Raw genomic sequence first — 23,693 nt, 5'->3', positions numbered from 1 at the left:
CAGCCCCTCTCGAACGGGTGTCGGACAGGAGATGTCCTCCCGCCGCCTAACCCTGCGCGACGGCGAGCGCGAGGACCGCGCCGCCGACGGTCGGCACGACCGCGACGAGACCGAGCAGCGCGTACTGCGTCCACGAGATCCGAACGCCCATCGCCGTCAGCCGCTGGTGCCAGAGCAGGGTCGCGAGCGACGCCCACGGCGTGATCAGCGGACCGGCGTTGACGCCGATCAGCAGGGCGACCAGTCGCACCGGATCCGCGGCCACGGGCTCGAGAGCGAGGTACGCCGGCAGGTTGTCGACGAGGTTCGCGGCCACGGCTCCGGAGCCGGCGAGACGCAGCAGGTCCGCGACTGCGCCGCCCTGCCCCGCGACCACGGCGAGCGCCGCCCCCAGCCCGAGCTGGTGCGCCGCCTCCATCGCGACGAAGAGGCCGGCCGCGAAGACGACGAGCTGCCACGGGAGGAGCGAGGCGCGGAGCGCGCGGGGCCGGCGCACCGCGAACAGGACGACCAGCACCACCGCCGCGGCCGTGGCGGGGATCCACACCTCCAGTCCGGACACCAGCGCGGGCAGCAGGAGGGCCACCACCGCGCCGGAGCCGACGAGCAGCACGCGGTCCCCGATCGGCGTCCGCTCCCCCGCGCTGTAGCGGCCCGCCAGCTCGCGGCGGTACCGGATCGCGAGCACCAGCACCGGGACCGCGGCGGCCACCAGGGCGGGCAGAGCGGTCAGCGCGGCGAACTCGAGCGGCCCGTCGACGCCGAGTCGACGCTCCGCGAGCAGGTTCGTGAGGTTCGACACGGGCAGCAGGAGCGACGCGCAGTTCGCCAGCCAGACCGTCGCCATCGCGAACGGCAGGGGCGACACCTTCACGTGCGCCGCGAGCAGCACCACGACGGGCGTCAGCAGCACCGCGGTCGTGTCGAGCGACAGGAAGACCGTGCTCAGCACCGCGAGGAGCACGACGAGCAGCCAGAGCACGGCCGTGCGGCCCCGACCCCAGACGGCGGCGCGCTCGGCGACCACGGTGAAGACGCCCGCCTCCGAGGCCAGCTCGGCCACGACCGTGACCGCCACCACGAAGGCGAGGATCGGTCCCGTCCGCTCGACGAGCGCGCCCAGCGCCTCCGGAGGGAGGACGCCCGTGAGCACCGCCACCGCTCCGAGCAGGAGCAGGACCACGCCGATGACTGCGGTGCGCATGCGGTTCCGTTCCTCCCGGCGCCCGGATGCTGCCGGGCGGCGGTCCACGGTAGCGGGAGGACGGGTCCGTCCTGTCAACCGCTCCGGGCATCGCGACGGCACCGGTAGCGTCGTCGTGAACACCGGGAGGCAATCGATGCGCAAGTTCATCCTCAACTCGAGCGTCATCAGCGCGCTGGTCGGCGGCTGGTCGATCCTTCAGACGACCCGCAAGGGGCCGCGCGACTGGCGACTCGTCCTGCAGTGGGTCAGCTGGGCGATCGCCGTGGCGGTCGCCTTCGGATCCGTCTCCTACGACTCCAAGGAGCTCGCCAAGGAGGAGAAGGGTAAGAAGCGCGATCGCTGATCGTGCCCGCTGACGCGCCGTTCGCCCTGTGCGGCGGCGTGTCAGCGGACTGCATCCTCGCTCCGCCGCGACACTGGTCTCAGCTGTTGGTCGCACGGGAATCGGGGTTCGTCATGAGGTTTCGTCTGAGGCGCCGCCCGCCGGTCCCCGAGGTCGTCCCGGCCCCGGCGCTCACGCAGGACGAGCTCTTCGCCGTCGTGCACGAGCGCCTCGCCGCGTTCGTCGGCTCCGACGGGGCGTGGGTCGTCACGCGCCGCAGCCACGACGACCGCGATCCGATCTTCCACGGGATGCTCGCAAGGTCCCTGGCGCACGAGCTCGCCGGAGCGATCCAGGTGCAGCAGCTGCGCGCAGGCGTCGCGGAGACCGAGAATCCCGTCACCTCGGCGATCCCGGTGATGCGCGCCTCCACTCCGCCCGTCGAGACGGAGCCCGCGGCCCTCACCTGGGAGCCGAAGCCGATCGCCGTCTGGGCGGAGCTCGACGCACCCGCGCAGCTCCCGGTCGACGCGACCCGCTAGGCCCCGGCGAGCGGATCCGCACCCCCCTTGCTGATCGAGTAGCCCGCGCAGCGGGCGTATCGAGATCCCCCGGCACCGCGGGGTCGTGAGACGCGCCTCCCGCTCAGACCTGCTTCCAGCCCTCCGGGCCCTCGCTGCCCGCGGGGTACTCGTCCAGCGGCACGGCGCCCGAGCGCCAGGCGTCGAGCGCCGGCTGCACGATCCGCCAGCACTCCTCCGCCGCGTCCCCGCGGACCGAGAGCGACGGGTCGTCGTCGAGGATCCCCGACAGCACCTCGCCGTAGGCCAGCAGCTCGCCGGCCCCGAAGGTCGCCTCGAGCGACGCGCGCTCGAGCGTGTAGGGGTCGCCGGGACCGTTGATGTTGAGCTCGAGCGCCATCTTGTCCGGAGCGAGGAACAGCCGCAGCACCGAGGGCGACTCCGTGCCGTGGAAGCCGCTGGGCAGGTGCGGCACGGGCTTGAAGCGGATGACCACCTCGCGGCGGCGCTCGCCCAGCGCCTTGCCGGAGCGCAGCGTGAAGGGCACGCCGGCCCAGCGCCAGGTGTCGATCTCGACCGTGAGCTCGGCGAGCGTCTCGGTGCCGCGCTCGGGGTCCACGCCCTCCTCCGAGGCGTACGCGGGGAGCTCGCGTCCGTCGACGGACCCGGCGGTGTACCGCGCCCGGCGAGAGCCCTCCTCCTCGCGGATCCGCGTGGCGCGCAGCACGATCCCCTTGGCGTCGCGCAGGTCGGCGGCGTCGAGCGTCGACGGCGCCTCCATCGCGACGACCGCCAGCACCTGCAGCAGGTGGCTCTGGATCATGTCGATCAGGGCACCGGCGCCGTCGTAGTAGCCGGCGCGCCCCTCCAGCCCGAGCTGCTCGTCGTAGACGATGGCGACGCTCTCGATGTGCTCGGCCGACCACAGCGGCTCGAGGATCCGGTTGGCGAAGCGCAGTCCCAGCAGGTTCATCACGGTGGCGCGGCCGAGGAAGTGGTCGACCCGGTGGACCCGCTCCTCGGGCACGAGTGCGGCGAGGCGCTCGTTGAGGGCACGGGCGCTCTCCTCGTCGACGCCGAAGGGCTTCTCGAGCGCGAGCACGGTTCCCGCGGGCAGGTCGTGCGCGGCGAGCGCGTCGCACGCCTTCGCCGCGATCGCGGGCGGCAGGGCGAAGTAGATCGCGACGGGGCCCTCGCAGCTCGCGAGCAGCGCGGCGAGCGCCTCCGGATCGGTGACGTCGATCTGCTGGTACCGGGTGCCCGCCACCATCTCGTCGGCGCCGGTGCCGCTCGTCTCGACCGTCGCGAGCGAGGTGGAGAGGACCTCGTGCCAGTGCTCCTGCGTCCAGTCCTCGCGGCCGGCGCCGACGAGCTGCAGCCTCCGGTCGGGTTCGCGCGTCAGCAGCTGGCCGATCGCGGGGAGCAGGAGCCGGGAGGAGAGGTCCCCCGTCGCTCCGAGGATGAGCAGTGTCGAGACCGAGTGCGTCATGCGGCTCACCCTACGGCGCGGGTGAGGACCGACGCTCCGCCTTGACGGGGAGTGCCCGGCTCGTGCTGAGAGGATCCGTGCATGGTCTCCCCGATCGAGGACTACGCGGTCCTCTCCGACTGCCGCACCGCCGCTCTCGTCTCCCGCGACGGCGGCATCGACTGGCTCTGCCTCCCGCGCTTCGACTCCCCGTCCGTCTTCGGCGCCCTGCTGGGCGGCGACGAGCAGGGGCGCTGGTCCCTGCGGCCGGTCGATCCCGACGCCCGCGTCGAGCGCCGCTATCTCGGCGACACGCTCGCCCTGCTCACCCGGTGGACGACGTCGAGCGGAGTGGTGGAGGTCACCGACGTGATGCCGTTGCGGGACGACCGGGCCGAGCTCGTGCGCCGGGTGCGCGGCGTCTCGGGCACGGTGCGGATGCGGCAGGAGCTGCGCCTCCGTTTCGACTACGCGCGGGTCGTGCCGTGGGTGCGCCAGGAGGGCACGGACGAGGCTCCGCTGCTGGTCGCCGTGGCAGGGCCGGACGCGGTCGTCGTCCGCGGTGTGCGGCTGACGGCGACCGACCACGTCCACAGCGCCGAGTTCGACGTCGCCGCGGGTGCCGTCACCGATCTCTCGATGGCCTGGTTCCCCTCCCACCACCGCTCCCCCAAGGCCCTCGACGTCGATCGGGCCCTCGAGAGCACGCTGGCCTGGTGGTCGGAGTGGGCCGGATCGATCCGCTACGACGGCCCGTACCGCGAGGCGGTCGTGCGCTCCCTGCTCACCCTCCGCGCCCTCACCGACGACCAGACGGGCGGCATCGTCGCCGCCGCGACCACGTCGCTCCCGGAGGAGTTCGGCGGCAGTCGCAACTGGGACTACCGCTACGTCTGGCTCCGCGACGCCGCGCTCACCCTGCAGGCGCTGCTCGCTCACGGCTTCGAGCAGGAGGCGCAGAAGTGGCGCGCCTGGCTGCTCCGCGCGGTGGCGGGCGATCCGGCCGACGTGCAGATCATGTACGGCATCGCGGGCGAGCGGGACCTCGCGGAGCGCACGATGCCGAGCCTGCCCGGCTACGACGGTGCCTCGCCCGTGCGGATCGGCAACGCGGCGGTCGACCAGTACCAGGCCGACGTCATCGGCGAGGTCATGGTCGCGCTGCACGAGGCGCGCACCGCGGGTGTCGACGAGAACCGGTTCTCGTGGCCTCTCCAGCGCGCCCTGCTCGGCTTCGTCGAGGAGAACTGGCAGCGACCCGACAACGGCATCTGGGAGATCCGCGGCGAGCCCCGCCACTTCACGCACTCCCGGGTCATGATCTGGGCCGCACTCGACCGCGGCGTGCGGGCGGTCCGCGAGCACGGCCTCGACGGCCCGGTCGAGACCTGGGAGGCGCTGCGCGACGAGGTGCGCGCCGAGATCGACGCGCTGGGCTTCGACGCCGAGCGCGGTCACTTCGTGCAGTCCTACGGATCGACGGAGGTCGATGCGTCGCTCCTCGTGCTGCCGATGGTCGGCTACGTCGACGCCGACGATCCGCGGATGACCGGCACCGTGGCCGAGATGGAGCGCGTGCTCCTGCATGAGGGGCTCCTGCACCGCTACCGCACCGAGTCCTCGGTCGACGGCCTGCCGGGCGGCGAGCACCCGTTCCTCGCCTGCTCGTTCTGGCTCGTCCGGCAGTACGCCTCCTCGGGGCGCCTCGACGACGCGCGGACGCTGATGGACCGGCTGGTGTCGCTCGCGAACGACGTGGGCCTGCTGTCGGAGGAGTACGACGTCGAGAACCGCCGCCACGCCGGCAACACTCCGCAGGCGCTCTCGCACCTCGCTCTCGTGCAGGCCGCCGACGCGATCGCGGCGAGCCGATGAGCGCGCGTCGGCGCCGGCCGCTCCGGATCGTGCTGCTCGCGCTGGGCGGGCTGCTCGCGGTCGCCGTGCTCGGCTTCCTCACCTGGTCCTCGATCGTCCTCGGGCCGGACGAGGCGGCCCTCGAGCGCGTGCGAGCCGAGCCCGGAGTGGGCGTCGAGCGCACCGACTCCGCGATCGTGATGACTCCGACCGGCGGCGCGTCGGGCGAGGGTCTCGTCTTCGTGCCGGGCGCCAAGGTCGATGCGGAGTCGTACGAGGCGACCCTCGCCCCGCTCGTGGCGGAGGGCGTCACGGTCGTCATCACGCGCCCGGTCCTCAACCTCGCCTTCTTCGACCTCCGTTCGCTCGAGAGCTTCACCGACCAGGCGGAGGGGGTCGACGAGTGGTTCGTCGGCGGTCACTCCCTCGGCGGCGTGAAGGCCTGCCAGTGGGCGGGAGGCGACGACGTCGCCGGCCTCGTGCTGCTGGGCAGCTACTGTGCGAACGACCTCTCGGAGAGCGGCCTCCCCGTCCTCAGCGTCAGCGGATCGGAGGACGGACTGAGCACCCCCGCGAAGGTCGCCGCCGCCCGCGACCTGCTGCCCGCCTCCGCGGAGTCCGTCGAGATCGAGGGCGCGAACCACGCCGCCTTCGGCTGGTACGGCCCGCAGCCGGGCGACGGCGTCGCGTCGATCGGCCACGAGGAGTCGGATGCGCAGCTGGCCGAGGCGCTGACCGGGTTCCTGACGGCGGAGCGCTGAGCGGGCGCAGATCCGGGGCTGCTTGACTTCGAGCGCGCTCGAAGTCCTAGGGTGACGCCATGTCCACCACCCCCCTCGCCGAGGCGCCCGCCGCCGACGTGCTGTCGATCTCGGAGGTCGCCGCGGCGACCGGTCTCACCGTGCACACGCTGCGCTACTACGAGCGCGTCGGGCTCATGCTCGAGCGCGTCGAGCGGGCGTCGTCGCGGCACCGGCGCTACAGCCCCTCGGACGTCGGCTGGGTGGACTTCCTGACCAAGCTCCGCGCCACGGGGATGCCGATCGCGCGCATCCGCGAGTACGCGGGCCTGCTCAGGATCGGTCCCGCGAGCGAGCCCGAACGGCTCGCCCTCCTCCGGGCGCACCGCGCCGAGGTCGAGGAGCAGCTCGCGCGGACCCACCGCAGTCTCGCCGCGATCGACATCAAGATCGCGGCCTACCAGGAGAGGACCACCTCGTGAAGAAGATCACCCTCGGCGCCGGCGACCCCGGAACCGCCCTCGACGTCTCCCGCCTCGGCCTCGGCGCCATGGGCATGTCCGCCTTCTACTCCGGCGCCGGAACCGACGACGCGGAGTCGATCCGCACCCTGCACCGCGCCGTCGACCTCGGCGTCGTCTTCATCGACACCGCCGAGATCTACGGCCCGTTCACCAACGAGGAGCTCGTCGGCCGCGCCCTCGCCGACCGTCGCGACGAGGTGGTGATCGCCAGCAAGTTCGGCATGATCCAGCACCGCGGCTCCGGCGAGCGCGGCCTCGACGGCTCCCCCGAGAACCTCCGCCTCGCGGTCGAGGGATCGCTGCAGCGCCTCGGCACCGACCGGATCGACCTCTACTACCAGCACCGGATGGACCCGGGCGTGCCGATCGAGGAGACGGCCGGCGCCTTCGCCGAGCTGATCCAGGAGGGCAAGATCCGGGCCTACGGACTGTCGGAGGCGGCGCCCGCGACGATCCGCCGGGCCCACGCCGTGCATCCCGTCACGGCCGTGCAGTCCGAGTACTCGCTCTGGACGCGCGACCCCGAATCCGAGGTGCTGCCGCTGCTGCGCGAGCTCGGCATCGGCTTCGTGCCCTACTCGCCGCTGGGACGCGGCTTCCTGACCGGAGCCATCCGCTCCGTCGACGCGCTGGGCGACGACGACTTCCGCCGCTCCAACCCCCGCTTCGCGGACGGCAACCTCGAGGCGAACATCCGCATCGTGGAGGAGGTCGACCGGGTCGCGGCCGAGGTCGGCGCCACGTCGGCGCAGGTCGCGCTCGCGTGGCTGCTCGCGCAGGGCGACGACATCGCGCCGATCCCCGGCACGAAGCGCGTGTCGCGGATCGAGGAGAACGCGGCGGCGGATGCGCTGGTCCTGACCGGGCAGCAGCTCGCGGCGCTCACGGCCATCGAGCCGCCGGTGGGCGAGCGCTACGCCGACATGTCCTCGATCGGACGCTGACCGGCAGCGGAGGCCGCCTGCGGAAGGCGGCCTCCGCTCGCCTCAGTCGGGCCGGCGGGTCTCGCGCAGGTCGATCAGCCCGGTGAACAGCGCGCCGCGCTCGTTCGACGCGGCGTCCCCCGAGAACAGGTTGTCCGGAGTCGCGTGCTGGCGCGGCGGCGTCGGCCGGGCCGCGCCGTTCGCTCCGGCCTCCTGCCGCTCCATCTCGACGCGCTGGCGGGGCAGGGCGACCGGGTCGCTCTCGTGCAGCCACTGCACGAGCCGCTCGCGCACGTAGCAGCGGAGGTCGAACAGCGTCGGCGCGTCCTTCGCGGTGACGAGGACCCGGATCCGCACGAAGCCGCCGACCGCGTCGGTCACCTGGAGGACGCTGACGCGCTGGTCCCAGAGGTCGGTCTGCTCGAGGATCCGGTGCAGCTCCTCGCGCATCTCGTCCGGGCGCACGCGCCAGTCGAGATCGAGCTCGACCGCTCCGAGCAGCTCGGAGCCGGTGCGGGTCCAGTTCTGGAACGGCTGGGTGGTGAAGTAGTTCGTCGGCAGCACGAGGCGGCGGTCGTCCCAGAGGTGCACCACGACGTAGGTCAGCGTGATCTCCTCGATCCGCCCCCACTCGCCCTCGACGATCACGACGTCGTCGAGTCGGATCGCATCGCTGAAGGCCAGCTGCACCCCGGCGAAGATGTTCGTGAGGCTCGACTGCGCGGCGAGGCCCGCCACGATCGAGAGCACACCCGCCGAGGCCAAAAGGCTCGCTCCCGCGGTGCGCGCCTGCGGGAAGGTCAGCAGCGCGGCTCCGATGGCCACGACCACGACGGCGGCCACTGCGACGCGCCGGATGATCGTCATCTGGGTCCGCAGGCGGCGGGCCCGGCGGTTGTCGACGGTGTCGGTGCGGTAGCGCTCGGCGCCCAGATCCTCCAGGAACACGAAGAGCGCGCCGACCAGCCAGGCCGACGCTCCGATCGTCGCGATCTGGAAGACCCGGTCGACGAGCTCGGGAGCGACGTCGCCGGTCACCATCGCGGCCAGCGCGATCCAGACGGCGATCGTCAGCAGGAGCACGCGGAACGGGATGCGGACGCGGCGGATGAGCAGCCGTGCCCAGACCTTGCGCTTGCCGATCATGCGGATCGCGAGGGCGACCACGGCGGTCACGACCACGGCGATCACCACGGCGACGGCGACCGCGAGTGCGATGCCGCCGATCTCGGGGAGGACGTCTTCGGGCACGTCGGTCCTTTCGTCGGGGAGGAGGGGGCGAGCGAGCGGCCCAGCCTTCCACGGACGAGCCGCGCGCTTGGGAGCGCCGGGGCGACGTCGTGCGGATGCCCAGGCGGGTGCGAGGTGCGGCAGGGCGTCCCAGGATCGGGACGAACCGCTCGCGCGTGGGGCGACCGCGCCCCGGAACGACGAAACGCCCGCCGGAGGGGCGGGCGTCTCGGGTGGTGCACCCCCTCGGACTTGAACCGAGAACCCACTGATTAAGAGTCAGTTGCTCTGCCGATTGAGCTAGAGGTGCGTGGCGATGCTGCCGTGGTCCGGAGGAAACATGCTTTCCGAACCGAGGAATCACATTAGCAGTGGCTCCCCCCGTCTCGTCAAATCGACGCGGCGACGGCGGGGCGCACCCGGCCCGAGACGCCCGCGACGGACCCGCTCAGTATCGTGGAGCCGTGACTCCGAGCCTCGACGACGACCTCCGCCTCGCCCTCCGCCTCGCCGACGCGGCCGACGCCGTCTCGAGCGAGCGGTTCCTCGCGAGGGACCTTGTCGTGACCACCAAGCCCGACCGCACCCCGGTCACCGACGCCGACCGCGCGGTCGAGGAGACGATCCGCGGGATCCTCGGCGAGGAGCGGCCCGAGGACTCGATCCTGGGCGAGGAGTTCGGCACCTCGGGTGACGCGTCCCGCCAGTGGATCCTCGATCCGATCGACGGCACGGCCCACTTCCTCCGCGGCGTGCCGATCTGGGCCACGCTCATCGCCCTCGCGGTCGACGGGGTCCCCGTCGTCGGCGTCGTCTCGGCGCCCGCCCTCGGCAAGCGCTGGTGGGCCGCGAAGGGCTCCGGCGCGTGGACGGACGAGAGCACCGGAGCCGTGGGCCGGATCGAGCTGCCGGGCGAGCTGCGCGGCGTCCTGGCCGCCCCGGCGGTGCAGCAGCCGCGCCGGATCCGGGTCTCGGGCATCGCCGACCTGGCCGACGCGACCTTCAGCTACAACAGCATCCAGCAGTGGGACGGCGCCGGCCGCCTCGATCAGCTGCTCGAGCTGGCGCGCGGCGTCTGGCGCGACCGCGCGTACGGCGACGCCTGGGCGTACATGCTCGTCGCCGAGGGCCTGCTCGACGGCGCGGGCGAGTTCGACGTGAAGCCCTACGACCTCGCGGCCCTCGTGCCGATCGTCGAGGAGGCCGGCGGCCGCTTCACCTCGGCCGACGGCGAGGCCGGGCCGTGGCACGGCAGCTCGCTGGCGACGAACGGCGTCCTGCACGACGAGATCCTCGCCATCGTGGCGGCCCGATGAGGCGCCGCCTCTGCCTTGTCGCCGGCGCGGCCCTCGTCCTGGCGCTCGCCTCCTGCTCCTCGGTCGTCGGGTCCGATTCCCCCGACGCCGTCCGGGACGAGGCCGGAGCAGTGGTGACGGCGGGCGTCGTCGACGCCTTCTCGGTGCGGAGGGGCGACTGCCTCCTCGCCCCCGACGGCTCCCGCCTCGCCGACGTCGAACTCGTGCCGTGCGCCGACGTGCACGACCTCGAGGTGTTCCACGCCTTCGAGCAACCCGGTGACGACTACACGAGCCGGAACACCCTCCTCGCTCAGGCTAAGGCCGCGTGCGACCTGGAGTTCCCGGCCGCGATCGGCGTCGCGAACGGCGCCTCCGCGCTGGAGTACCGCAGCATCGTGCCCTCCGAGGCGAGCTGGAGGCACGGCGATCGCACGATCCTCTGCGCCGTGTTCGATCCCACCACGGGACCGGCCGCCGGCACGCTCTTCGGCGCCGCCCGCTGACGACGCTGTGCGGCCGCCGCCGACCGTCAATCCCTGCCCCGGACCCGTTGACACGCGCCAGCAGTCGGCGCACTGTGAAGGCACCCGAGAACGGCCCGGGGGGCGCCGGACGAGCGACGAGGAGTCGTCCATGCAGCACGAGACCAGCGCCGATCCACCCGAACGGCGCTCCGTCACCGAGCGGGACTTCGCGCCCGCGGACACTCTCTTCGACCGCATCCGCCACGAGACGGCGCTCATCGCCGCCGCCGACGCCCTCGAGGAGGGCGGCCACTCCGACTGGGCCGCCGTGCTGCGCGACTACACCGTCGCCTCGGACAAGGTCCTGTCCGTGCACGGCGACGCCGACGCCGCGACGCTGGGCTGGCTGAAGGCCCGCGGCATCGTCTCGCTGCTCGTGACGGAGGAGTGCGACGACGCCCACACGGTCGAGCACGTCTCCGCCGCCCTCGCCGCGATGAACGCCGTGACCCTCACGGTCGACGCGGAGCGCTCCGAGCGGCTGCGCCCGCTGATCGAGGCCCTCGCCAGGGTCCTCCCGGACGCCTTCGCCGAGCTGCCCGTCCGCGGGCACTCGGACTACCCGCCCGGGACCGCCGCCGCCGCGCTGACGCCCACCGAGCTGTACCGCTCGTGGGCCGCGCCCGTGACGCTCGCAGGACCCGCGCGGGAGGAGGCCGACCGCGTGGAGCTGCTGACGCTCTACGGTCGACTGCGCCAGCTCGATGTGCGGCCGGAGTGAGCGGCGCCTGACGCGCAGAAGCCCCGCCTCCCTCTCGGGAGCGGGGCTTCTGTCTGCTCGACGTGTGCGACGACGACCGGTGGTGGAGATGGGGGGAATTGAACCCCCGTCCATCGCTGTGATTCTGCGCCTTCTACGGGTGTAGCCAGTGAAAGCGTTCTACTCGGCCCCGACCGTTACCACTGACGCATCGGTCGACGGGCCCAGCCCGAGTTCGAGTCCCGCGTCGCCCTCAGGCGTAACGACGCAGCAAGTCCTCTAGATGACGCCAGGATCCGGGGCGAGGACGCACCCACGGGCTGACGGACTATCGACTCTGCTTAGGCAGCGAGAGCGAAGTCGGTGCGCTTCTGTTCGGCACCTGTGTTTTTCAGAGATCGTTAACGAGATAACCCTGAATCCTCGACCCGCTTCTCGCAGTTTCGCAGGCAATGTCGAAACCGATCATCCCCGCGAGCACTCGGTGCGGATGCTGGGAAGCACCGCCCTGGAGTGGGTCGTCGTCGCACACTGTCGAGTTGTGGATCCGCTGCTCCCCGAGGGGAGCGGCGGCTGCCGCGAGCGGGTGGAACCGCAGTGGCAGAAAACCACTCTAGCCGCTCCTGCGAGCGCGTGGGGCCGCGGGTCAGGACTCGGCGCGCGCCGTCACCCGTCGACGCCGGAGGTCCAGCAGGCCGAGCACCAGCGCGAGCGCGATCAGCCCGAGAGTCACGAAGTAGCCGTTCCGGAACGCGTCGTGGTACGCCACGAGACCCTCGGTCATGCCCGCCTCGCTGGCGAGCGTCGCGAAGAAGACGGCCGATGCGCAGGCCGTGCCGACCGCGGTGCCGAGGCGCTGGCCGAGCTGCCCGACCGACCCCGCCACTCCACCCTGCTCCGGCGGGATCTCGGCCAGCGTCAGCGTCTGATTCGGCGAGACGACGAACCCGCCGCCCGCTCCCGCGACCAGCATCGCCGCGGCCATGCCGTACGCCGCCGTGTCGGCCGGCATCAGCTCGGCCGCCAGGAGCACCAGCGTGAAGCCGACCACCACCAGCACGATGCCCAGCACGACGAGGGCGCGGCCGTAGGTCTGCACCAGCTTGCCGCCGTACCAGGCGGTCAGCGCCGAGGTGAGGGCGAAGGGGATGCTCACCATGCCGGCGAACACCGGCGCGAGCCCGAGGCCCTGCTGGAGGAACAGAGTGGTCAGGAGGAACGTCGCCGGGATGGCCGCGAAGTACGACGTCGCGACGAGGATCCCGTTGCGGTACGAGCTGGTGCGGAAGATGCGGAAGTCGATGACCGGGGTGCGCCCGAGCGACGCGTAGTGCGACTCCCAGCGCACGAACACGGCGGCGGCCGCCACCGCGAGCACCAGCCAGAACCAGCGGTACGGCGAATCGCTCGACGCCCCGGTGGTCAGCAGGAACGGGAGCATGAAGGCGAAGATCGCCACACCCAGCAGCAGCAGCCCGACCGGGTCGAGAGAGGTGTCCCCGGCCGACTTCCGCTGCACCCGCGGCAGGAGGCGCCACGCGAGGACCAGGGCGGCGACGCCCAGCGGGATGTTCATCCAGAACAGCAGCCGCCAGCCGTCCTGCTCGCCGCCGATCGCGATCAGCAGCCCGCCCAGCGTCGGACCGAACGCCGTCGACAGGCCGATCACCGCGCCGAACACGCCGAACGCCCGGGCGCGCTCGGCACCGGTGAAGAGCTGCTGCACGAGCCCCAGCACCTGGGGCATCTGGATGCCCGCCGCGATCCCCTGCAGGAAGCGGGCGACGACGAGCAGCTCGATCGACGGCGCGACGGCGCAGAGCAGGCTCGTCAGCGTGAAGACGGTCAGGCCGATCAGGAAGAGCAGCCGTCGCGAGCGGATGTCGCCCAGGCGTCCGGCCGGCACGAGCGAGAGACCGAACGCGAGCGCGTATCCCGCGACGATCAGCTGCAGCTGACTCGCGTCCGCCGAGAGCGACTTCTCGATCGACGGCAGGCCGACGTTGACCTTCGAGAGGTCCAGGATCGTGAAGGCCGCCACCGACACCGCCACGGCGAAGGCCCGCCAGCGGGTCCTCTCCTCGGCGGCGGTGAGCGGTGCGTCGGGGGAGCTCTCGGAGGCTGTCACACCGTCCAGTCTTCCAGCACGCGCCGAGCCGTGACCCGGCTTGCGCGCGGACGCCCTCCCGGCCTACTCCCCCAGGCGGCGGCGGGTCGCCATGGCGCGGTCGGCCTCGCGACGGTCCTGGCGCTCGCGGAGCACCTGGCGCTTGTCGTAGTCCTTCTTGCCCTTGGCGACCGCGAGCTCGACCTTGGCCTTGCCGTCGCTGAAGTAGAGCGAGAGCGGGATCAGCGTGTACCCGCCCTCCTTCACCTTGTTGTGGATCTTGAGGATCTGCGCCTTGTGCAGCAGCAGCTTGCGCTTGCGGCGGGGCGGGTGGTTCGTCCAGGTGCCCTGCGCCCACTCGTTGATGTGGACCGCGTCGAGCCACGCCTCTCCGCCGTCGACGAAGGCGTAGCCGTCGACGAGGGACGCCCGCCCCGCGCGCAGCGACTTGACCTCGGTGCCGGTGAGCACGAGGCCGGCCTCGTAGGTGTCCTCGATGAGGTAGTCGTGGCGCGCCTTGCGATTGGTCGCGACGACCTTCTGTCCCTGTTCCCTGGGCACGGCGGCTCCTTGCGTCCGAGAGCGATGATGGGCCGCCCCGTCCGGGGCAGCCCATCAGTATACGCGCGCCGTCGGGTCAGACCCGCAGGTACCGGGCGATCGCGACGTTGGAGGCGATCGCCGCGAGGATCGCGCCGACCACCACCAGGATCGGGACCACGATCAACGCGTCGTCCAGGCCCACGAAGGATGTGAGCGGGATGCGGTAGGCGAGGAACCCCTGCACGAAGAACTGCACGATCGCCACCACGGCCACACCCGCCAGCAGGGAGCCGAGCAGCGCGGCGAACACGCCCTCGAGGATGAACGGGGTCTGGATGAAGCGGTTCGACGCACCCACCAGGCGCATGATCCCGAGCTCCCTCCGGCGCGAGAACGCCGAGAGCCGGATGGTCGTGGCGATCAGCAGAACCGCCGCCACGAGCATGAGCACCGCGATCCCGATCGCCGTGTAGCTCGCCGCGTTCAGGATCGAGAAGATCTGGTCGAGGTACTGCCGCTGGTCCGTGACGCTCTCCACGCCCGAGACGCTCGAGAGGCTCTCGACGAGCACGTCCGACTGCGTCGGGTCCTGCAGGTTGATCCAGAACGTCTGGTTCAGCAGGTCCGGAGTGACGTACTCGGCGACCGGGTTCCCGGCGAACTGCTCCTGGAAGTTCGCGTACGCCTGGTCGTGGTCCTCGAAGTAGAAGCGGTCGATGTAGGGCGCGAGGGTCGAGCCGTCGAGCTGCGTCTCGACCGAGTCGATCTGCTCCTGCGTCGCGTCGGAGCCGCTGCAGTTCGAGCCGCCGGAGGTGGCGGTGCACATGTACACCGCGACCTGGGCCTTGTCGTACCAGAAGTTCTTCATCTGGCCGATCTGCATCTGCAGCAGGATCGCCGTGCCGACGAAGGTGAGGGAGATGAAGGTCACCAGGATCACCGAGACGACCATGGAGACGTTGCGTCGGAGGCCGCTCGCGACCTCCGACCAGATGAGTGCCATTCTCACTTGACGGGTCCTACGTTCTGCTGGTCGTCGCCGGTCTCGTCGCCTTCTCCCGCGTGCGCGCGCAGGCCCAGGCGGGCCGCGAGGGACTCCTCGGGCAGAGTGCCCGTGTCGGCGGGGAGGTAGATCGGACCGGTCTGACTCTGGAGCTCGACGCGCGGGGCGGCGGGCGCCTCCGGCTCGGCGGGGGCGGGTGCGGGGGTCGACTCCTCGGCCGCCGGAGCGGCAGGCGCCGGATCCGGCGCGGCAGCGGAGCGGCGCCCCTCGGGCACGACGGGCTGCGCGGCGGTCTGCGACAGGCGCGGGCGGAGGAACGACCCGGTGCGCGAGGCGGCCTCGGGCTCCACGGGTGCGGCGCTGCGCTGCAGGTCCACCTCCGGCACCTCGGCGGGAGCGAGCTCGCCGTCGATCAGCACGGGGGCGGCGACGGGCTCGGCGACCGGCTCGACGGCGGGGTGGTCGTCGGCCGCGACCACGACCACTCCGTCGTGCACGACGGTGATGCTCTCGGTCTGGCCGTAGCCGCCCTGGCTCTCGTCGCGGACGATGCTGCCCGCCGAGAGCTCGATGACGCGGCGCTTCATCTGGTCGACGATGCCGGCCTCGTGCGTGGCCATGATCACGGTCGTGCCGCCGGCGTTGATCCGCTCGAGGAGCGCCATGATGCCGGCGCTGGTCGTGGGGTCGAGGTTGCCGGTGGGCTCGTCGGCGAGCAGGACGGCGGGCTTGTTGACGACGGCGCGGGCGATGGCGACGCGCTGCTGCTCGCCGCCCGAGAGCTCGTGCGGCAGCCGCGACGCCTTGCCGGCGAGGCCGACCATCTTCAGGGTGTCCGGGACGGCCTCCTGGATGAAGCCCTTGGACTTGCCGATGACCTGCAGGCTGAACGCGACGTTGTCGAAGACCGACTTGTTGGGCAGCAGACGGAAGTCCTGGAACACCACGCCCATGTTGCGGCGGAAGTACGGGACCTTGCGGCTGGAGATCTTGCCGAGGTTCTGCCCGAGCACGTGGATCGACCCCGAGGAGGGCCGCTCCTCCTTGAGGATCAGGCGGAGGCAGCTCGACTTGCCGGACCCGGAGGCGCCGACGAGGAAGACGAACTCGCCTCGCAGGATCTCGAGGTCGATGGCGTTCAGGGCGGGTCTCGTGCCGCCGCGATACTGCTTGGAGACGTTGTCGAAGCGAATCATGTCGATACGAGGGTAAGCGACGATGCCCCGGCGGCCGCCGCCGGGCTCCCCCGGCGCGCCGGGCGAGGCGGCCGGGAGAGCGCTGCGGAGCGGCTCAGGCGGACTTGCGCCAGCGGATCCCCGCGGCGATGAAGCCGTCGAGGTCGCCGTCGAAGACGTGGGCAGGGGTGCCGACCTCGTAGTCCGTCCGGAGGTCCTTGACCATCTGGTACGGAGCGAGCACGTAGCTGCGCATCTGGTCGCCCCAGCTCGCCGTGATGTTCCCGGCGAGCTCCTTCTTGGTGGCCGCCTCCTGCTCCTTCTGCAGCAGCAGGAGCCGCGACTGCAGCACGCGCATGGCGGCCGCGCGGTTCTGGATCTGGCTCTTCTCGTTCTGCATCGAGACGACCGTGCCCGTGGGGATGTGGGTCAGCCGGACGGCGGAGTCGGTGGTGTTGACCGACTGGCCGCCGGGGCCCGAGGAGCGGAAGACGTCGACGCGGATGTCGTTGTCGGGGATCTCGATCGCTCCGGCCTCCTCCATCAGCGGGATGACCTCGACCGCCGCGAAGGACGTCTGGCGCTTGCCCGCGGCGCCGAAGGGGCTCATCCGGACGAGGCGGTGCGTACCGGCCTCGACCGACAGCGTGCCGAAGGCGTAGGGGGCGTCGATCTGGAAGGTGGCCGACTTGATGCCCGCCTCCTCCGCGTAGCTCGCGTCCATCACGGTCGCGGAGTACTTGTGCTTCTCGGCCCAGCGCAGGTACATGCGCATGAGCATCTCGGCGAAGTCGGAGGCGTCGACGCCCCCGGCCCCGGCGCGGATGGTGACCACTGCCGGGCGGTCGTCGTACTCGCCGTCGAGCAGGGTCTGGACCTCGAGCTCGCCCATCACCTTCTGCAGCGAGGCGAGCTCGGCGATCGCCTCCTGCTCGGAGTCGGCGTCCTCGGCCTCGTTCGCCATCTCGACGAGCACCTCGAGGTCGTCGAGGCGGCGCTCGATCGAGGTGATGCGCGCGAGCTCGGACTGCCGGTGGCTGAGCGCGCTCGTGACCTTCTGCGCGTTGACCGTGTCGTCCCAGAGATCGGGGGCGCCGGCCTGCTCGTTCAGCTCCGCGATGCGGGTGCGGAGGCGATCGACGTCGATCACGGCGCGGATGTCGTCGAAGGTGGAGCGGAGAGCAGTGATCTGCTCGGTGAAGTCGTTGTCCAGCATGGTGCCCCCAGACTACCGGGGACCACCCGCGGCCCCCGCGTACGCTGGGGATGGTGACCGTCCCCGCCGAGCGCCCGTTCCCCGTGGGGCCGCTCCTCTTGTCGACGTTCCTCCCCACCCTCCTCTTCTCGATCGGCGAGGGTGCGATCATCCCGCTGCTGCCGGTCGCGGCCAGCGACCTCGGGGCGACGCTGGCGATCGCGGGCCTGGTCTCGGGCATGATCATGATCGGCGAGCTCGCGGGCGACGTGCCCAGCGGATGGGTGGTCTCGCGCATAGGCGAGCGCGGCGCGATGCTCGCCGCGTCGGCCGCGTCGATCCTCGGTCTCGTGATCTGCCTCCTGTCGACCTCGTGGGTGGGCCTGACCGTCGGCGTGTTCGTGATCGGGGTCGCGACCGCCGTGTTCGCGCTGGCGCGGCACGCGTTCATGACGTCCTTCGTGCCGGTGGGCTACCGGGCGCGCGCCCTGTCCGCCCTCGCCGGGGCGTTCCGCGCCGGCTGGCTGATCGGCCCGTTCGTGTCGGCGGGAGTGGTGCACCTGACCGGCACCGTCGAGTCCGTCTTCTGGATCCACATCGTCTGCTGCGTCGCGGCGGTAGCGGTGCTGCTCCTCGTCCCGGACCCGGCCACGATCCTCCGCCGCTCGGCCGCCCCGGTCGAGGAGGCTCCGGAGCCGGAGCCCCAGCAGGGCCTGGTCGCCACTCTCCGCCAGCACCGCGGGGTCCTCGCCCGGATGGGCAGCGGCGCCGCCATGATCGGCGCGCTCCGGGCGAGCCGCACGGTGATCCTGCCGCTCTGGGCGGTCAGCATCGGGATGGGCGAGACCGACACGGCCATCGTCATCGGCATCGCCGGCGGGCTCGACTTCGCCCTGTTCTACGCGGGCGGGCAGCTGATGGACCGCTTCGGCCGCGGCGCGACGGCGATCCCCTCGATGATCGGACTGGGGGTCGGACACGTGGTCCTGGCGTTCACCCTCCTCGCCGGCGACCCCGTGCCGTGGTTCATCGCCGTGGCGTGCGTCCTGGCGGTGGCGAACGGCATCGGCTCGGGCATCCTCATGACCATCGGAGCCGACCTGGCGCCGCGCGAGGACCCCGCCCCGTTCCTCGGCGCATTCCGCTTCACGGGCGACGTCGGCAACGCGACGGCTCCGATCGTCGTCTCGGCGCTCACCGCGGCGGTCTCCCTCCCGTTCGCAGCCGGGGCGATCGGAGTCTTCGGCCTCGTCGGCGCGGGAGCGCTTGCCCGCTGGATCCCGCGGTACCTGCCGCACCGCCGCCCGGGCCACTGAGCCGCGGCGCTCCCCTCCTACACTGGAGCGGCACCCGCGGGAGTGGTGGAATGGCAGACACGCAGGATTTAGGTTCCTGTGCCGAGAGGCGTGAGGGTTCGAGTCCCTCCTTCCGCACCACGTCGTCGTCCCGTCCGCCGGTCGCGGACCCTGTGCCGACCGGTCGCGGATCCACGGCTCGCGTGAGGAGTCGACCGGTACGCTGTGCGCTGTCACGCCGCCCGACCGCCTCCCGGCCCCACGGCACTGCAGACGACTGGAGACCTGTTGAACCACGCCGCCCTGATCCCCTGGCTCGACCCGGAGACGATCCTCACCTCGTTCGGGCCGTGGGGCGTCCTCGTGGTCTGCCTGATCGTCTTCGCCGAGACCGGGCTGCTGATCGGCTTCCTCTTCCCGGGCGACACCCTGCTCGTCATCACGGGCCTCCTCGCGCACGAGAACGCCTCGAACGGCGGGCTCGGTGTCCCGATCTGGATCATCTGCCTGGCCATCGGCTTCTCGGCGTTCGTCGGCGGCGAGGTCGGCTACCTGATCGGGCACAAGGCCGGTCCGCGCATCTTCGAGCGCAAGGAGTCGGGCTTCTTCAGCGTCGAGAACGTGCGCCGCACCAACGCCTTCTTCGAGCGCTTCGGCGGGCTCGCCGTGATCCTCGCGCGCTTCGTCCCGATCGTGCGGACCTTCGCGCCGATCGCCGCGGGCGTCGCGCACATGAACTACAAGAAGTACAGCCTCTACAACCTGATCGGCGCGCTAATCTGGGGCAGCGGAGTGACCCTCCTGGGCTGGCTGCTCGCGTTCATCCCGCCGGTGGCCGACTTCGTGTCGCACTACATCGACGTCATCCTGATCGGAGCGGTCGTGCTCGCGATCGTGCCGACGCTGTTCCACTTCTTCCAGCAGCAGCGCAAGGCCAGGCATTCCGTCGATCCTGAGACCGACGCGGCCGAGGCGAGCGCGCTCGTCCTCGACCCGGCGACGCTCGACGACGAGCGCCGCGCGCACGGCGGCCGCGAGCACTGAGCCCGTCGGGTCGCCCGGCCGTCGGGTCGCCCGGCCCTCAGGCCAGGCGCGCCGCCAGCTCCGTCAGCTCCCCGCGCAGAGCGGTGAACGCCCGCGCGCGGTGGCTCGCCGCGTTCTTCTCCTCGGGCGAGAGCTCGGCCGCCGTGCGGTCGGACCCCTCGGGGAGGAACACGGGGTCGTAGCCGTGCCCGTTCGTCCCGCGCGGGGCGACGGCGATCGCGCCGGGCCACCGCCCCTCGACGACGATCTCCTGACCGCCGGCGAGCACCCGGTCCGGGACGACGAGGGCGATGGTGCAGACGAAGTGCGCCCCGCGGTGCTCCTCGTGCACGTCGGCGATCTGGGCGAGCAGGAGCTCCAGGTTCGCGACGGCGTCGTGCGGCGTGCCCGACCAGCGCGCCGAGAAGATGCCGGGAGAGCCGCCGAGGACGTCCACCCGGATCCCGGAGTCGTCGGCGAGCGCCACGAGGCCCGTGTGCGCGGCAGCGGCGCGCGCCTTGATCAGAGCGTTCTCGGCGAAGGTCACCCCGTCCTCGACCGGCTCCGGACCGTCGTAGGCGCGGACGCCGACGCCCGGCAGGGACTCGGCGAGCATGGCGCGGAACTCCTCGACCTTGCCCGGGTTGTGGGTGGCGAGGACGAGGTCCAGGCTCACGCGCCGGCCTCCCCGGCGAGCGCCGCGGCCTGGATGCGCGCGAGGTCCGACGCTCCGGAGACGGCGAGGTCGAGCAGGGCGTCGAGCTCGCGGCGGTCGAACGGGGCGCCCTCGGCGGTGCCCTGCACCTCGACGAAGAGCCCGCGGCCGGTGACGACCACGTTCATGTCGGTCTCGGCGCGCACGTCCTCGACGTAGGCGAGGTCGAGCATCGGCACGCCGTCGATGATGCCGACGGAGACGGCCGAGAGGCTGTCGATCAACGGCACCGCCTTCTGCCCGATGTACTTCTTGCCCCGGGCCCACTCGATCGCGTCGACCATGGCCACGTAGGCGCCGGTGATCGCGGCGGTGCGGGTGCCTCCGTCGGCCTGGAGCACGTCGCAGTCGATGACGAGGGTGTTCTCGCCCAGCGCCTTCATGTCGACGACGGCGCGGAGGCTGCGGCCGATCAGGCGGGAGATCTCGTGGGTGCGCCCGCCGACCTTGCCCTTGATCGACTCGCGGTCCATCCGGGAGTTGGTGGAGCGGGGCAGCATCGCGTACTCCGCGGTCACCCAGCCCTTCCCCTTGCCCTGCAGCCAGCGCGGCACCCCGTTGGTGAACGACGCGGTGCAGAGCACTTTCGTGTTCCCGAACGACACCAGGGCCGAGCCCTCGGCCTGCGTGCTCCAGCCGCGCTCGATGGTCACGGTGCGCAGTTCGTCGGGTGCGCGGCCGTCCTTGCGGACGACGGCCTTCGGGGTGGTGTCGGTCACTGGCTTCTCCCTCGATGGGGCGCGGACTGGTCCAGCTCGCGCAGGTTGATGGTGCCGGTCTCGACGAGGTCGACGCTCGAGACCTCGGGGCCGAGGAAGCGGCGGGCGAGGCGGACGAAGTCGCTCGAGCCCGTCTCCTCCCACCGGTAGGTCGGCGGTCCGGGGGCGGTCCGCTGCAGGCCGTGGGCGACGAGCGTGCGGTAGACGTCGAGCGCGGTTTCTTCGGCGCTCGAGACGAGGCGGACGTCCGGCCCCATCACGTAGGCGATCGCGCCGCGGAGCAGCGGGTAGTGCGTGCAGCCGAGGACGAGCGTGTCGACGCCCGCGGCCTTCATCGGCGCGAGGTACTCCTCGGCGACGGCGAGCAGCTCGTCGCTCCACGTGACTCCCGCCTCGACGAACTCGACGAAGCGCGGGCAGGCCGCGGTCACGAGCTCGAGATCGGGAGCGGCGACGAACGCGTCGTCGTAGGCCCGGGAGCGGATCGTTCCGACGGTACCGATGACGCCGACGCGGCGGTTGCGCGTGTCGCGCACGGCGCTGCGCACAGCAGGCTGGATCACCTCGACCACCGGGATGCCGCGGCCGATCGTGTACCGCTCGCGCGCATCCCGCATCATGGCCGCCGACGCGGTGTTGCAGGCGATGACGAGCAGCTTCGCCCCCTGGTCGACGAGGGTGTCGAGCGTGTCGAGGGCGTAGGCGCGGACGTCGGCCAGGGGCTTCGGGCCGTAGGGCGAGTGCGCGGTGTCGCCGAGGTAGACGATCGACTCGTTCTGCAGCTGGTCGATGATCGACCGGGCCACCGTGAGGCCGCCGACACCGGAGTCGAAGATTCCCAGGGGCGCGTCGGTCACGATCGACCAGCCTACCCGCGACCCTCCGCGGCGTCGCGAGCCCGCCGCCCCAGCCGCGCCCGCGAGCCCCCTCCGCGCTCCGTCCGCCTCGTGGAAGACTGCGGGCATGGACGCGACCGCCTTCCTCACCGACCGGTACGAGCTCACGATGGTCGAGGGCGCCCTCGGCAGCGGCACGGCCGATCGGCGGTGCATGTTCGAGGTCTTCGCCCGGAGCCTGCCTGCCGGCCGGCGGTACGGGATCCTCGCCGGCACCGGGCGGCTGCTCGAGCTCGTCTCGCGCTTCCGGTTCGGCGAGCCCGAGCTCGACTGGCTGCGCGAGAACCGCGTGGTCGACTCCCGCACCCTCGACTGGCTGGCCGACTACCGCTTCACCGGCGACGTCTGGGGCTACCGCGAGGGCGAGGTCTACCTGCCGGGCTCCCCCGTCCTGATCGTCGAGGCGCCCTTCGCCGAGGGCGTGCTGCTCGAGACGCTCGCGCTCTCGGTGCTCAACCACGACAGCGCCGTCGCGAGCGCCGCCGCCCGCATGGTCTCGGCCGCCGACGGCCGCCCGCTCGCCGAGATGGGCTCGCGACGGGCTGGTGAGCGCTCGGCCGTCGCCGCCGCGCGCGCCGCGTACATCGCCGGCTTCGGTGCCACCTCCAACCTCGAGGCGGGCCGCAGCTGGGGCGTGCCGACGATGGGCACCTCCGCGCACGCGTTCACGCTGCTGCACGACTCGGAGGAGGACGCGTTCCGCGCGCAGGTCGCGGCCCTCGGCCCCGGCACCACGCTCCTCGTCGACACCTACGACGTCACCGCCGCGGTGGACCTGGCCGTGCGCGTGGCCGGAACAGGACTCGGCGCGGTGAGGATCGACTCCGGCGATCTGCCGCAGCAGGTGGCCGCCGTGCGCGCGCAGCTCGACGCCCTGGGGGCCACGGGCACGAGGATCACCGTGACGAACGACCTCGACGAGTACGGCATCGCCGGCCTCGCCGCGTCCCCCGTCGACTCCTACGGCGTCGGCACCTCGGTCGCAACGGGATCCGGTCACCCGACGGCGGGCATGGTCTACAAGCTCGTCGCCCACGAGGACGACGCGGGCGAGTGGGTCGCCGTCGCGAAGAAGTCGGCCTCGAAGGCCTCGATCGGCGGCCGCAAGGCGGCGGGCCGGCTGCTCTCGGACGGAGTGGCCGAGGAGGAGGTCGTGCACGTGGGCGCAGGACCGGAGGGCGGCGTCGGAGCAGGAGAGCGTCCGCTGCTCGTGCCGCTCGTGGAGAGCGGCGAGATCCTGGGCGAGGCGCTCGGAGCCGCCGGCACGGCCGCGGCGCGCGAGCACCGGGCATCGGCAGTGGCGGAGCTGCCCCTCGACGCGCTGCGCCTGGGCCGGGGCGACCCGGTCATCCCGACGCGCTACGCGTGAGGGCCCGCACCGCCGACGGCGGCACGGGCCCCGCGGATCACTTCATCCGCGCGTAGATCTCCTTGCACGAGGGGCACACCGGGAACTTCTCCGGGTCGCGTCCCGGCAGCCACTTCTTGCCGCAGAGCGCCTTGACCGGCTTGCCGGTGAGGGCGCTCTCGAGGATCTTGTCCTTCTGCACGTAGTGGGAGAACCGCTCGTGGTCTCCCGGCTCGATCGTCTCCTGATTGAGGAGCTCCTCGAGCTCGCGGTCGAGGGTGGCGGTTCCTCCGCCTCCCTCGAGAGGGTCGGTGCTGCTGTTCTCGGGGCGGGTCGTCATGCCCTCGATCCTACGCGCGGACG

24 protein-coding genes, 2 tRNA genes and 1 other RNA gene are annotated in these 23,693 nt (G+C 72.0%); 13 read left to right on the top strand and 14 right to left on the bottom strand.

What is annotated here, in order from left to right; genetic code table 11:
* Positions 1-46: 46 nt before the first annotated feature.
* On the bottom strand, positions 47-1,204 hold the full coding sequence (locus LRG51_RS17300) for an SLC13 family permease (protein ID WP_230673969.1): 1,158 nt from the start codon (positions 1,202-1,204) through the stop codon (positions 47-49).
* Between the two features lie 136 nt (positions 1,205-1,340).
* Between LRG51_RS17300 and LRG51_RS17295 the strand changes: the two genes are divergently transcribed.
* Complete coding sequence (locus LRG51_RS17295; RefSeq protein WP_055793576.1) at positions 1,341-1,550, top strand: hypothetical protein; 210 nt, start codon at positions 1,341-1,343, stop codon at positions 1,548-1,550.
* Positions 1,551-1,663: 113 nt separating this feature from the next.
* Positions 1,664-2,071 carry a hypothetical protein gene (locus LRG51_RS17290; RefSeq protein ID WP_230673968.1) on the top strand — a complete coding sequence of 136 codons (408 nt, stop codon included), beginning with the start codon at positions 1,664-1,666 and terminating at the stop codon, positions 2,069-2,071.
* A 103-nt stretch (positions 2,072-2,174) separates the two neighbouring features.
* Here LRG51_RS17290 and LRG51_RS17285 read toward each other — a convergent pair whose 3' ends face one another.
* Entirely contained in the window at positions 2,175-3,539 is a 1,365-nt protein-coding gene (locus tag LRG51_RS17285; protein WP_211315637.1) for a glucose-6-phosphate dehydrogenase, read from the bottom strand.
* Between the two features lie 81 nt (positions 3,540-3,620).
* On the opposite strand from LRG51_RS17285, the gene LRG51_RS17280 reads away from it, so the two are divergent.
* The 4 genes from LRG51_RS17280 to LRG51_RS17265 are packed head-to-tail and all read left to right on the top strand — an operon-like array spanning position 3,621 to position 7,580.
* On the top strand, positions 3,621-5,393 hold the full coding sequence (locus tag LRG51_RS17280) for a glycoside hydrolase family 15 protein (RefSeq protein ID WP_230673967.1): 1,773 nt from the start codon (positions 3,621-3,623) through the stop codon (positions 5,391-5,393).
* A complete protein-coding gene (locus tag LRG51_RS17275) occupies positions 5,390-6,133 on the top strand; it encodes an alpha/beta hydrolase (RefSeq protein WP_230673964.1) in 744 nt (247 codons plus the stop codon). Before LRG51_RS17280 ends, LRG51_RS17275 begins: the two co-directional genes overlap by 4 nt.
* Positions 6,134-6,192: 59 nt before the next feature.
* Positions 6,193-6,594 carry a MerR family transcriptional regulator gene (locus LRG51_RS17270; protein ID WP_230673961.1) on the top strand — a complete coding sequence of 134 codons (402 nt, stop codon included), beginning with the start codon at positions 6,193-6,195 and terminating at the stop codon, positions 6,592-6,594.
* Positions 6,591-7,580, top strand: coding sequence for an aldo/keto reductase (locus LRG51_RS17265; protein WP_055793589.1), 990 nt, complete (start codon positions 6,591-6,593; stop codon positions 7,578-7,580). The genes LRG51_RS17270 and LRG51_RS17265 overlap by 4 nt, the downstream gene beginning before the upstream one ends.
* A 42-nt stretch (positions 7,581-7,622) precedes the next feature.
* Here the strand turns inward: LRG51_RS17265 and LRG51_RS17260 are convergent, their stop codons facing one another.
* Both LRG51_RS17260 and LRG51_RS17255 read right to left on the bottom strand, forming a co-directional pair.
* Complete coding sequence (locus LRG51_RS17260; RefSeq protein WP_230673958.1) at positions 7,623-8,810, bottom strand: mechanosensitive ion channel family protein; 1,188 nt, start codon at positions 8,808-8,810, stop codon at positions 7,623-7,625.
* Positions 8,811-9,023: 213 nt separating this feature from the next.
* A tRNA-Lys gene (locus LRG51_RS17255) sits at positions 9,024-9,099 on the bottom strand.
* A 154-nt stretch (positions 9,100-9,253) separates the two neighbouring features.
* Between LRG51_RS17255 and LRG51_RS17250 the strand changes: the two genes are divergently transcribed.
* The 3 genes from LRG51_RS17250 to LRG51_RS17240 all read left to right on the top strand — a co-directional run bounded on the left by LRG51_RS17250 (position 9,254) and on the right by LRG51_RS17240 (position 11,332).
* Positions 9,254-10,105, top strand: a complete 852-nt coding sequence (locus LRG51_RS17250; RefSeq protein WP_230673954.1) for an inositol monophosphatase family protein — start codon at positions 9,254-9,256, stop codon at positions 10,103-10,105.
* Positions 10,102-10,590 carry a septum formation family protein gene (locus LRG51_RS17245; protein ID WP_230673951.1) on the top strand — a complete coding sequence of 163 codons (489 nt, stop codon included), beginning with the start codon at positions 10,102-10,104 and terminating at the stop codon, positions 10,588-10,590. Before LRG51_RS17250 ends, LRG51_RS17245 begins: the two co-directional genes overlap by 4 nt.
* 130 nt (positions 10,591-10,720) lie before the next feature.
* Complete coding sequence (locus LRG51_RS17240) at positions 10,721-11,332, top strand: hypothetical protein (RefSeq protein ID WP_055793596.1); 612 nt, start codon at positions 10,721-10,723, stop codon at positions 11,330-11,332.
* Between the two features lie 80 nt (positions 11,333-11,412).
* On the opposite strand, the gene ssrA is transcribed toward LRG51_RS17240, so the two are convergent.
* The 6 genes from ssrA to prfB all read right to left on the bottom strand — a co-directional run bounded on the left by ssrA (position 11,413) and on the right by prfB (position 17,355).
* Positions 11,413-11,784, bottom strand: a transfer-messenger RNA (tmRNA) gene (gene ssrA / locus LRG51_RS17235).
* Between the two features lie 173 nt (positions 11,785-11,957).
* Complete coding sequence (locus LRG51_RS17230; RefSeq protein WP_279400141.1) at positions 11,958-13,448, bottom strand: MFS transporter; 1,491 nt, start codon at positions 13,446-13,448, stop codon at positions 11,958-11,960.
* Between the two features lie 54 nt (positions 13,449-13,502).
* Positions 13,503-13,979 (bottom strand): SsrA-binding protein SmpB, encoded by a 477-nt coding sequence (gene smpB / locus LRG51_RS17225; RefSeq protein WP_055793597.1) that lies wholly within the window; start codon positions 13,977-13,979, stop codon positions 13,503-13,505.
* 76 nt (positions 13,980-14,055) lie between these two features.
* Positions 14,056-14,970 carry a permease-like cell division protein FtsX gene (gene ftsX / locus LRG51_RS17220; protein WP_055793599.1) on the bottom strand — a complete coding sequence of 305 codons (915 nt, stop codon included), beginning with the start codon at positions 14,968-14,970 and terminating at the stop codon, positions 14,056-14,058.
* Positions 14,967-16,160 carry a cell division ATP-binding protein FtsE gene (ftsE, locus tag LRG51_RS17215; RefSeq protein WP_230673946.1) on the bottom strand — a complete coding sequence of 398 codons (1,194 nt, stop codon included), beginning with the start codon at positions 16,158-16,160 and terminating at the stop codon, positions 14,967-14,969. Before ftsE ends, ftsX begins: the two co-directional genes overlap by 4 nt.
* Positions 16,161-16,254: 94 nt before the next feature.
* On the bottom strand, positions 16,255-17,355 hold the full coding sequence (prfB, locus tag LRG51_RS17210; RefSeq protein WP_055793603.1) for a peptide chain release factor 2: 1,101 nt from the start codon (positions 17,353-17,355) through the stop codon (positions 16,255-16,257).
* 50 nt (positions 17,356-17,405) lie between these two features.
* On the opposite strand from prfB, the gene LRG51_RS17205 reads away from it, so the two are divergent.
* The 3 genes from LRG51_RS17205 (at position 17,406) to LRG51_RS17195 (ending at position 19,673) form a co-directional block, all read left to right on the top strand.
* Entirely contained in the window at positions 17,406-18,650 is a 1,245-nt protein-coding gene (locus tag LRG51_RS17205; RefSeq protein ID WP_230673944.1) for an MFS transporter, read from the top strand.
* A 36-nt stretch (positions 18,651-18,686) separates the two neighbouring features.
* Positions 18,687-18,770 (top strand) — tRNA-Leu (locus LRG51_RS17200).
* A 144-nt stretch (positions 18,771-18,914) separates the two neighbouring features.
* The gene (locus LRG51_RS17195) at positions 18,915-19,673 is read left to right on the top strand and encodes a DedA family protein (protein WP_055793930.1); all 759 of its coding nucleotides are present in this window, start codon (positions 18,915-18,917) and stop codon (positions 19,671-19,673) included.
* Positions 19,674-19,710: 37 nt separating this feature from the next.
* Here LRG51_RS17195 and rdgB read toward each other — a convergent pair whose 3' ends face one another.
* The 3 genes from rdgB to murI are packed head-to-tail and all read right to left on the bottom strand — an operon-like array spanning position 19,711 to position 21,943.
* Positions 19,711-20,328, bottom strand: a complete 618-nt coding sequence (rdgB, locus tag LRG51_RS17190) for an RdgB/HAM1 family non-canonical purine NTP pyrophosphatase (protein WP_055793607.1) — start codon at positions 20,326-20,328, stop codon at positions 19,711-19,713.
* Complete coding sequence (rph, locus tag LRG51_RS17185; protein ID WP_055793609.1) at positions 20,325-21,086, bottom strand: ribonuclease PH; 762 nt, start codon at positions 21,084-21,086, stop codon at positions 20,325-20,327. The genes rdgB and rph overlap by 4 nt, the downstream gene beginning before the upstream one ends.
* Positions 21,083-21,943 carry a glutamate racemase gene (gene murI, locus LRG51_RS17180; protein ID WP_055793611.1) on the bottom strand — a complete coding sequence of 287 codons (861 nt, stop codon included), beginning with the start codon at positions 21,941-21,943 and terminating at the stop codon, positions 21,083-21,085. The genes rph and murI overlap by 4 nt, the downstream gene beginning before the upstream one ends.
* A 106-nt stretch (positions 21,944-22,049) precedes the next feature.
* Between murI and LRG51_RS17175 the strand changes: the two genes are divergently transcribed.
* Positions 22,050-23,351, top strand: coding sequence for a nicotinate phosphoribosyltransferase (locus LRG51_RS17175; RefSeq protein WP_056867688.1), 1,302 nt, complete (start codon positions 22,050-22,052; stop codon positions 23,349-23,351).
* 37 nt (positions 23,352-23,388) lie between these two features.
* Here LRG51_RS17175 and LRG51_RS17170 read toward each other — a convergent pair whose 3' ends face one another.
* Complete coding sequence (locus tag LRG51_RS17170) at positions 23,389-23,670, bottom strand: DUF3039 domain-containing protein (RefSeq protein ID WP_055793615.1); 282 nt, start codon at positions 23,668-23,670, stop codon at positions 23,389-23,391.
* Positions 23,671-23,693: the final 23 nt, after the last annotated feature.

This window comes from Rathayibacter sp. Leaf248, from assembly GCF_920939495.1.
GTDB classification, from domain to species: domain Bacteria; phylum Actinomycetota; class Actinomycetes; order Actinomycetales; family Microbacteriaceae; genus Rathayibacter; species Rathayibacter caricis.
This window is presented reverse-complemented; position numbering and strand designations above follow the sequence as displayed.

Excerpts from the sequence above, each read along its gene's own strand:
- LRG51_RS17300 (WP_230673969.1), bottom strand. The coding sequence starts at position 1,204 with ATGCGCACCGCAGTCATCGGCGTGGTCCTGCTCCTGCTCGGAGCGGTG.
- LRG51_RS17295 (WP_055793576.1), top strand. The coding sequence starts at position 1,341 with ATGCGCAAGTTCATCCTCAACTCGAGCGTCATCAGCGCGCTGGTCGGC.
- LRG51_RS17290 (WP_230673968.1), top strand. The coding sequence starts at position 1,664 with ATGAGGTTTCGTCTGAGGCGCCGCCCGCCGGTCCCCGAGGTCGTCCCG.
- LRG51_RS17285 (WP_211315637.1), bottom strand. The coding sequence starts at position 3,539 with ATGACGCACTCGGTCTCGACACTGCTCATCCTCGGAGCGACGGGGGAC.
- LRG51_RS17280 (WP_230673967.1), top strand. The coding sequence starts at position 3,621 with ATGGTCTCCCCGATCGAGGACTACGCGGTCCTCTCCGACTGCCGCACC.
- LRG51_RS17275 (WP_230673964.1), top strand. The coding sequence starts at position 5,390 with ATGAGCGCGCGTCGGCGCCGGCCGCTCCGGATCGTGCTGCTCGCGCTG.
- LRG51_RS17270 (WP_230673961.1), top strand. The coding sequence starts at position 6,193 with ATGTCCACCACCCCCCTCGCCGAGGCGCCCGCCGCCGACGTGCTGTCG.
- LRG51_RS17245 (WP_230673951.1), top strand. The coding sequence starts at position 10,102 with ATGAGGCGCCGCCTCTGCCTTGTCGCCGGCGCGGCCCTCGTCCTGGCG.
- LRG51_RS17240 (WP_055793596.1), top strand. The coding sequence starts at position 10,721 with ATGCAGCACGAGACCAGCGCCGATCCACCCGAACGGCGCTCCGTCACC.
- ftsE (WP_230673946.1), bottom strand. The coding sequence starts at position 16,160 with ATGATTCGCTTCGACAACGTCTCCAAGCAGTATCGCGGCGGCACGAGA.
- prfB (WP_055793603.1), bottom strand. The coding sequence starts at position 17,355 with ATGCTGGACAACGACTTCACCGAGCAGATCACTGCTCTCCGCTCCACC.
- LRG51_RS17205 (WP_230673944.1), top strand. The coding sequence starts at position 17,406 with ATGGTGACCGTCCCCGCCGAGCGCCCGTTCCCCGTGGGGCCGCTCCTC.
- LRG51_RS17175 (WP_056867688.1), top strand. The coding sequence starts at position 22,050 with ATGGACGCGACCGCCTTCCTCACCGACCGGTACGAGCTCACGATGGTC.
- LRG51_RS17170 (WP_055793615.1), bottom strand. The coding sequence starts at position 23,670 with ATGACGACCCGCCCCGAGAACAGCAGCACCGACCCTCTCGAGGGAGGC.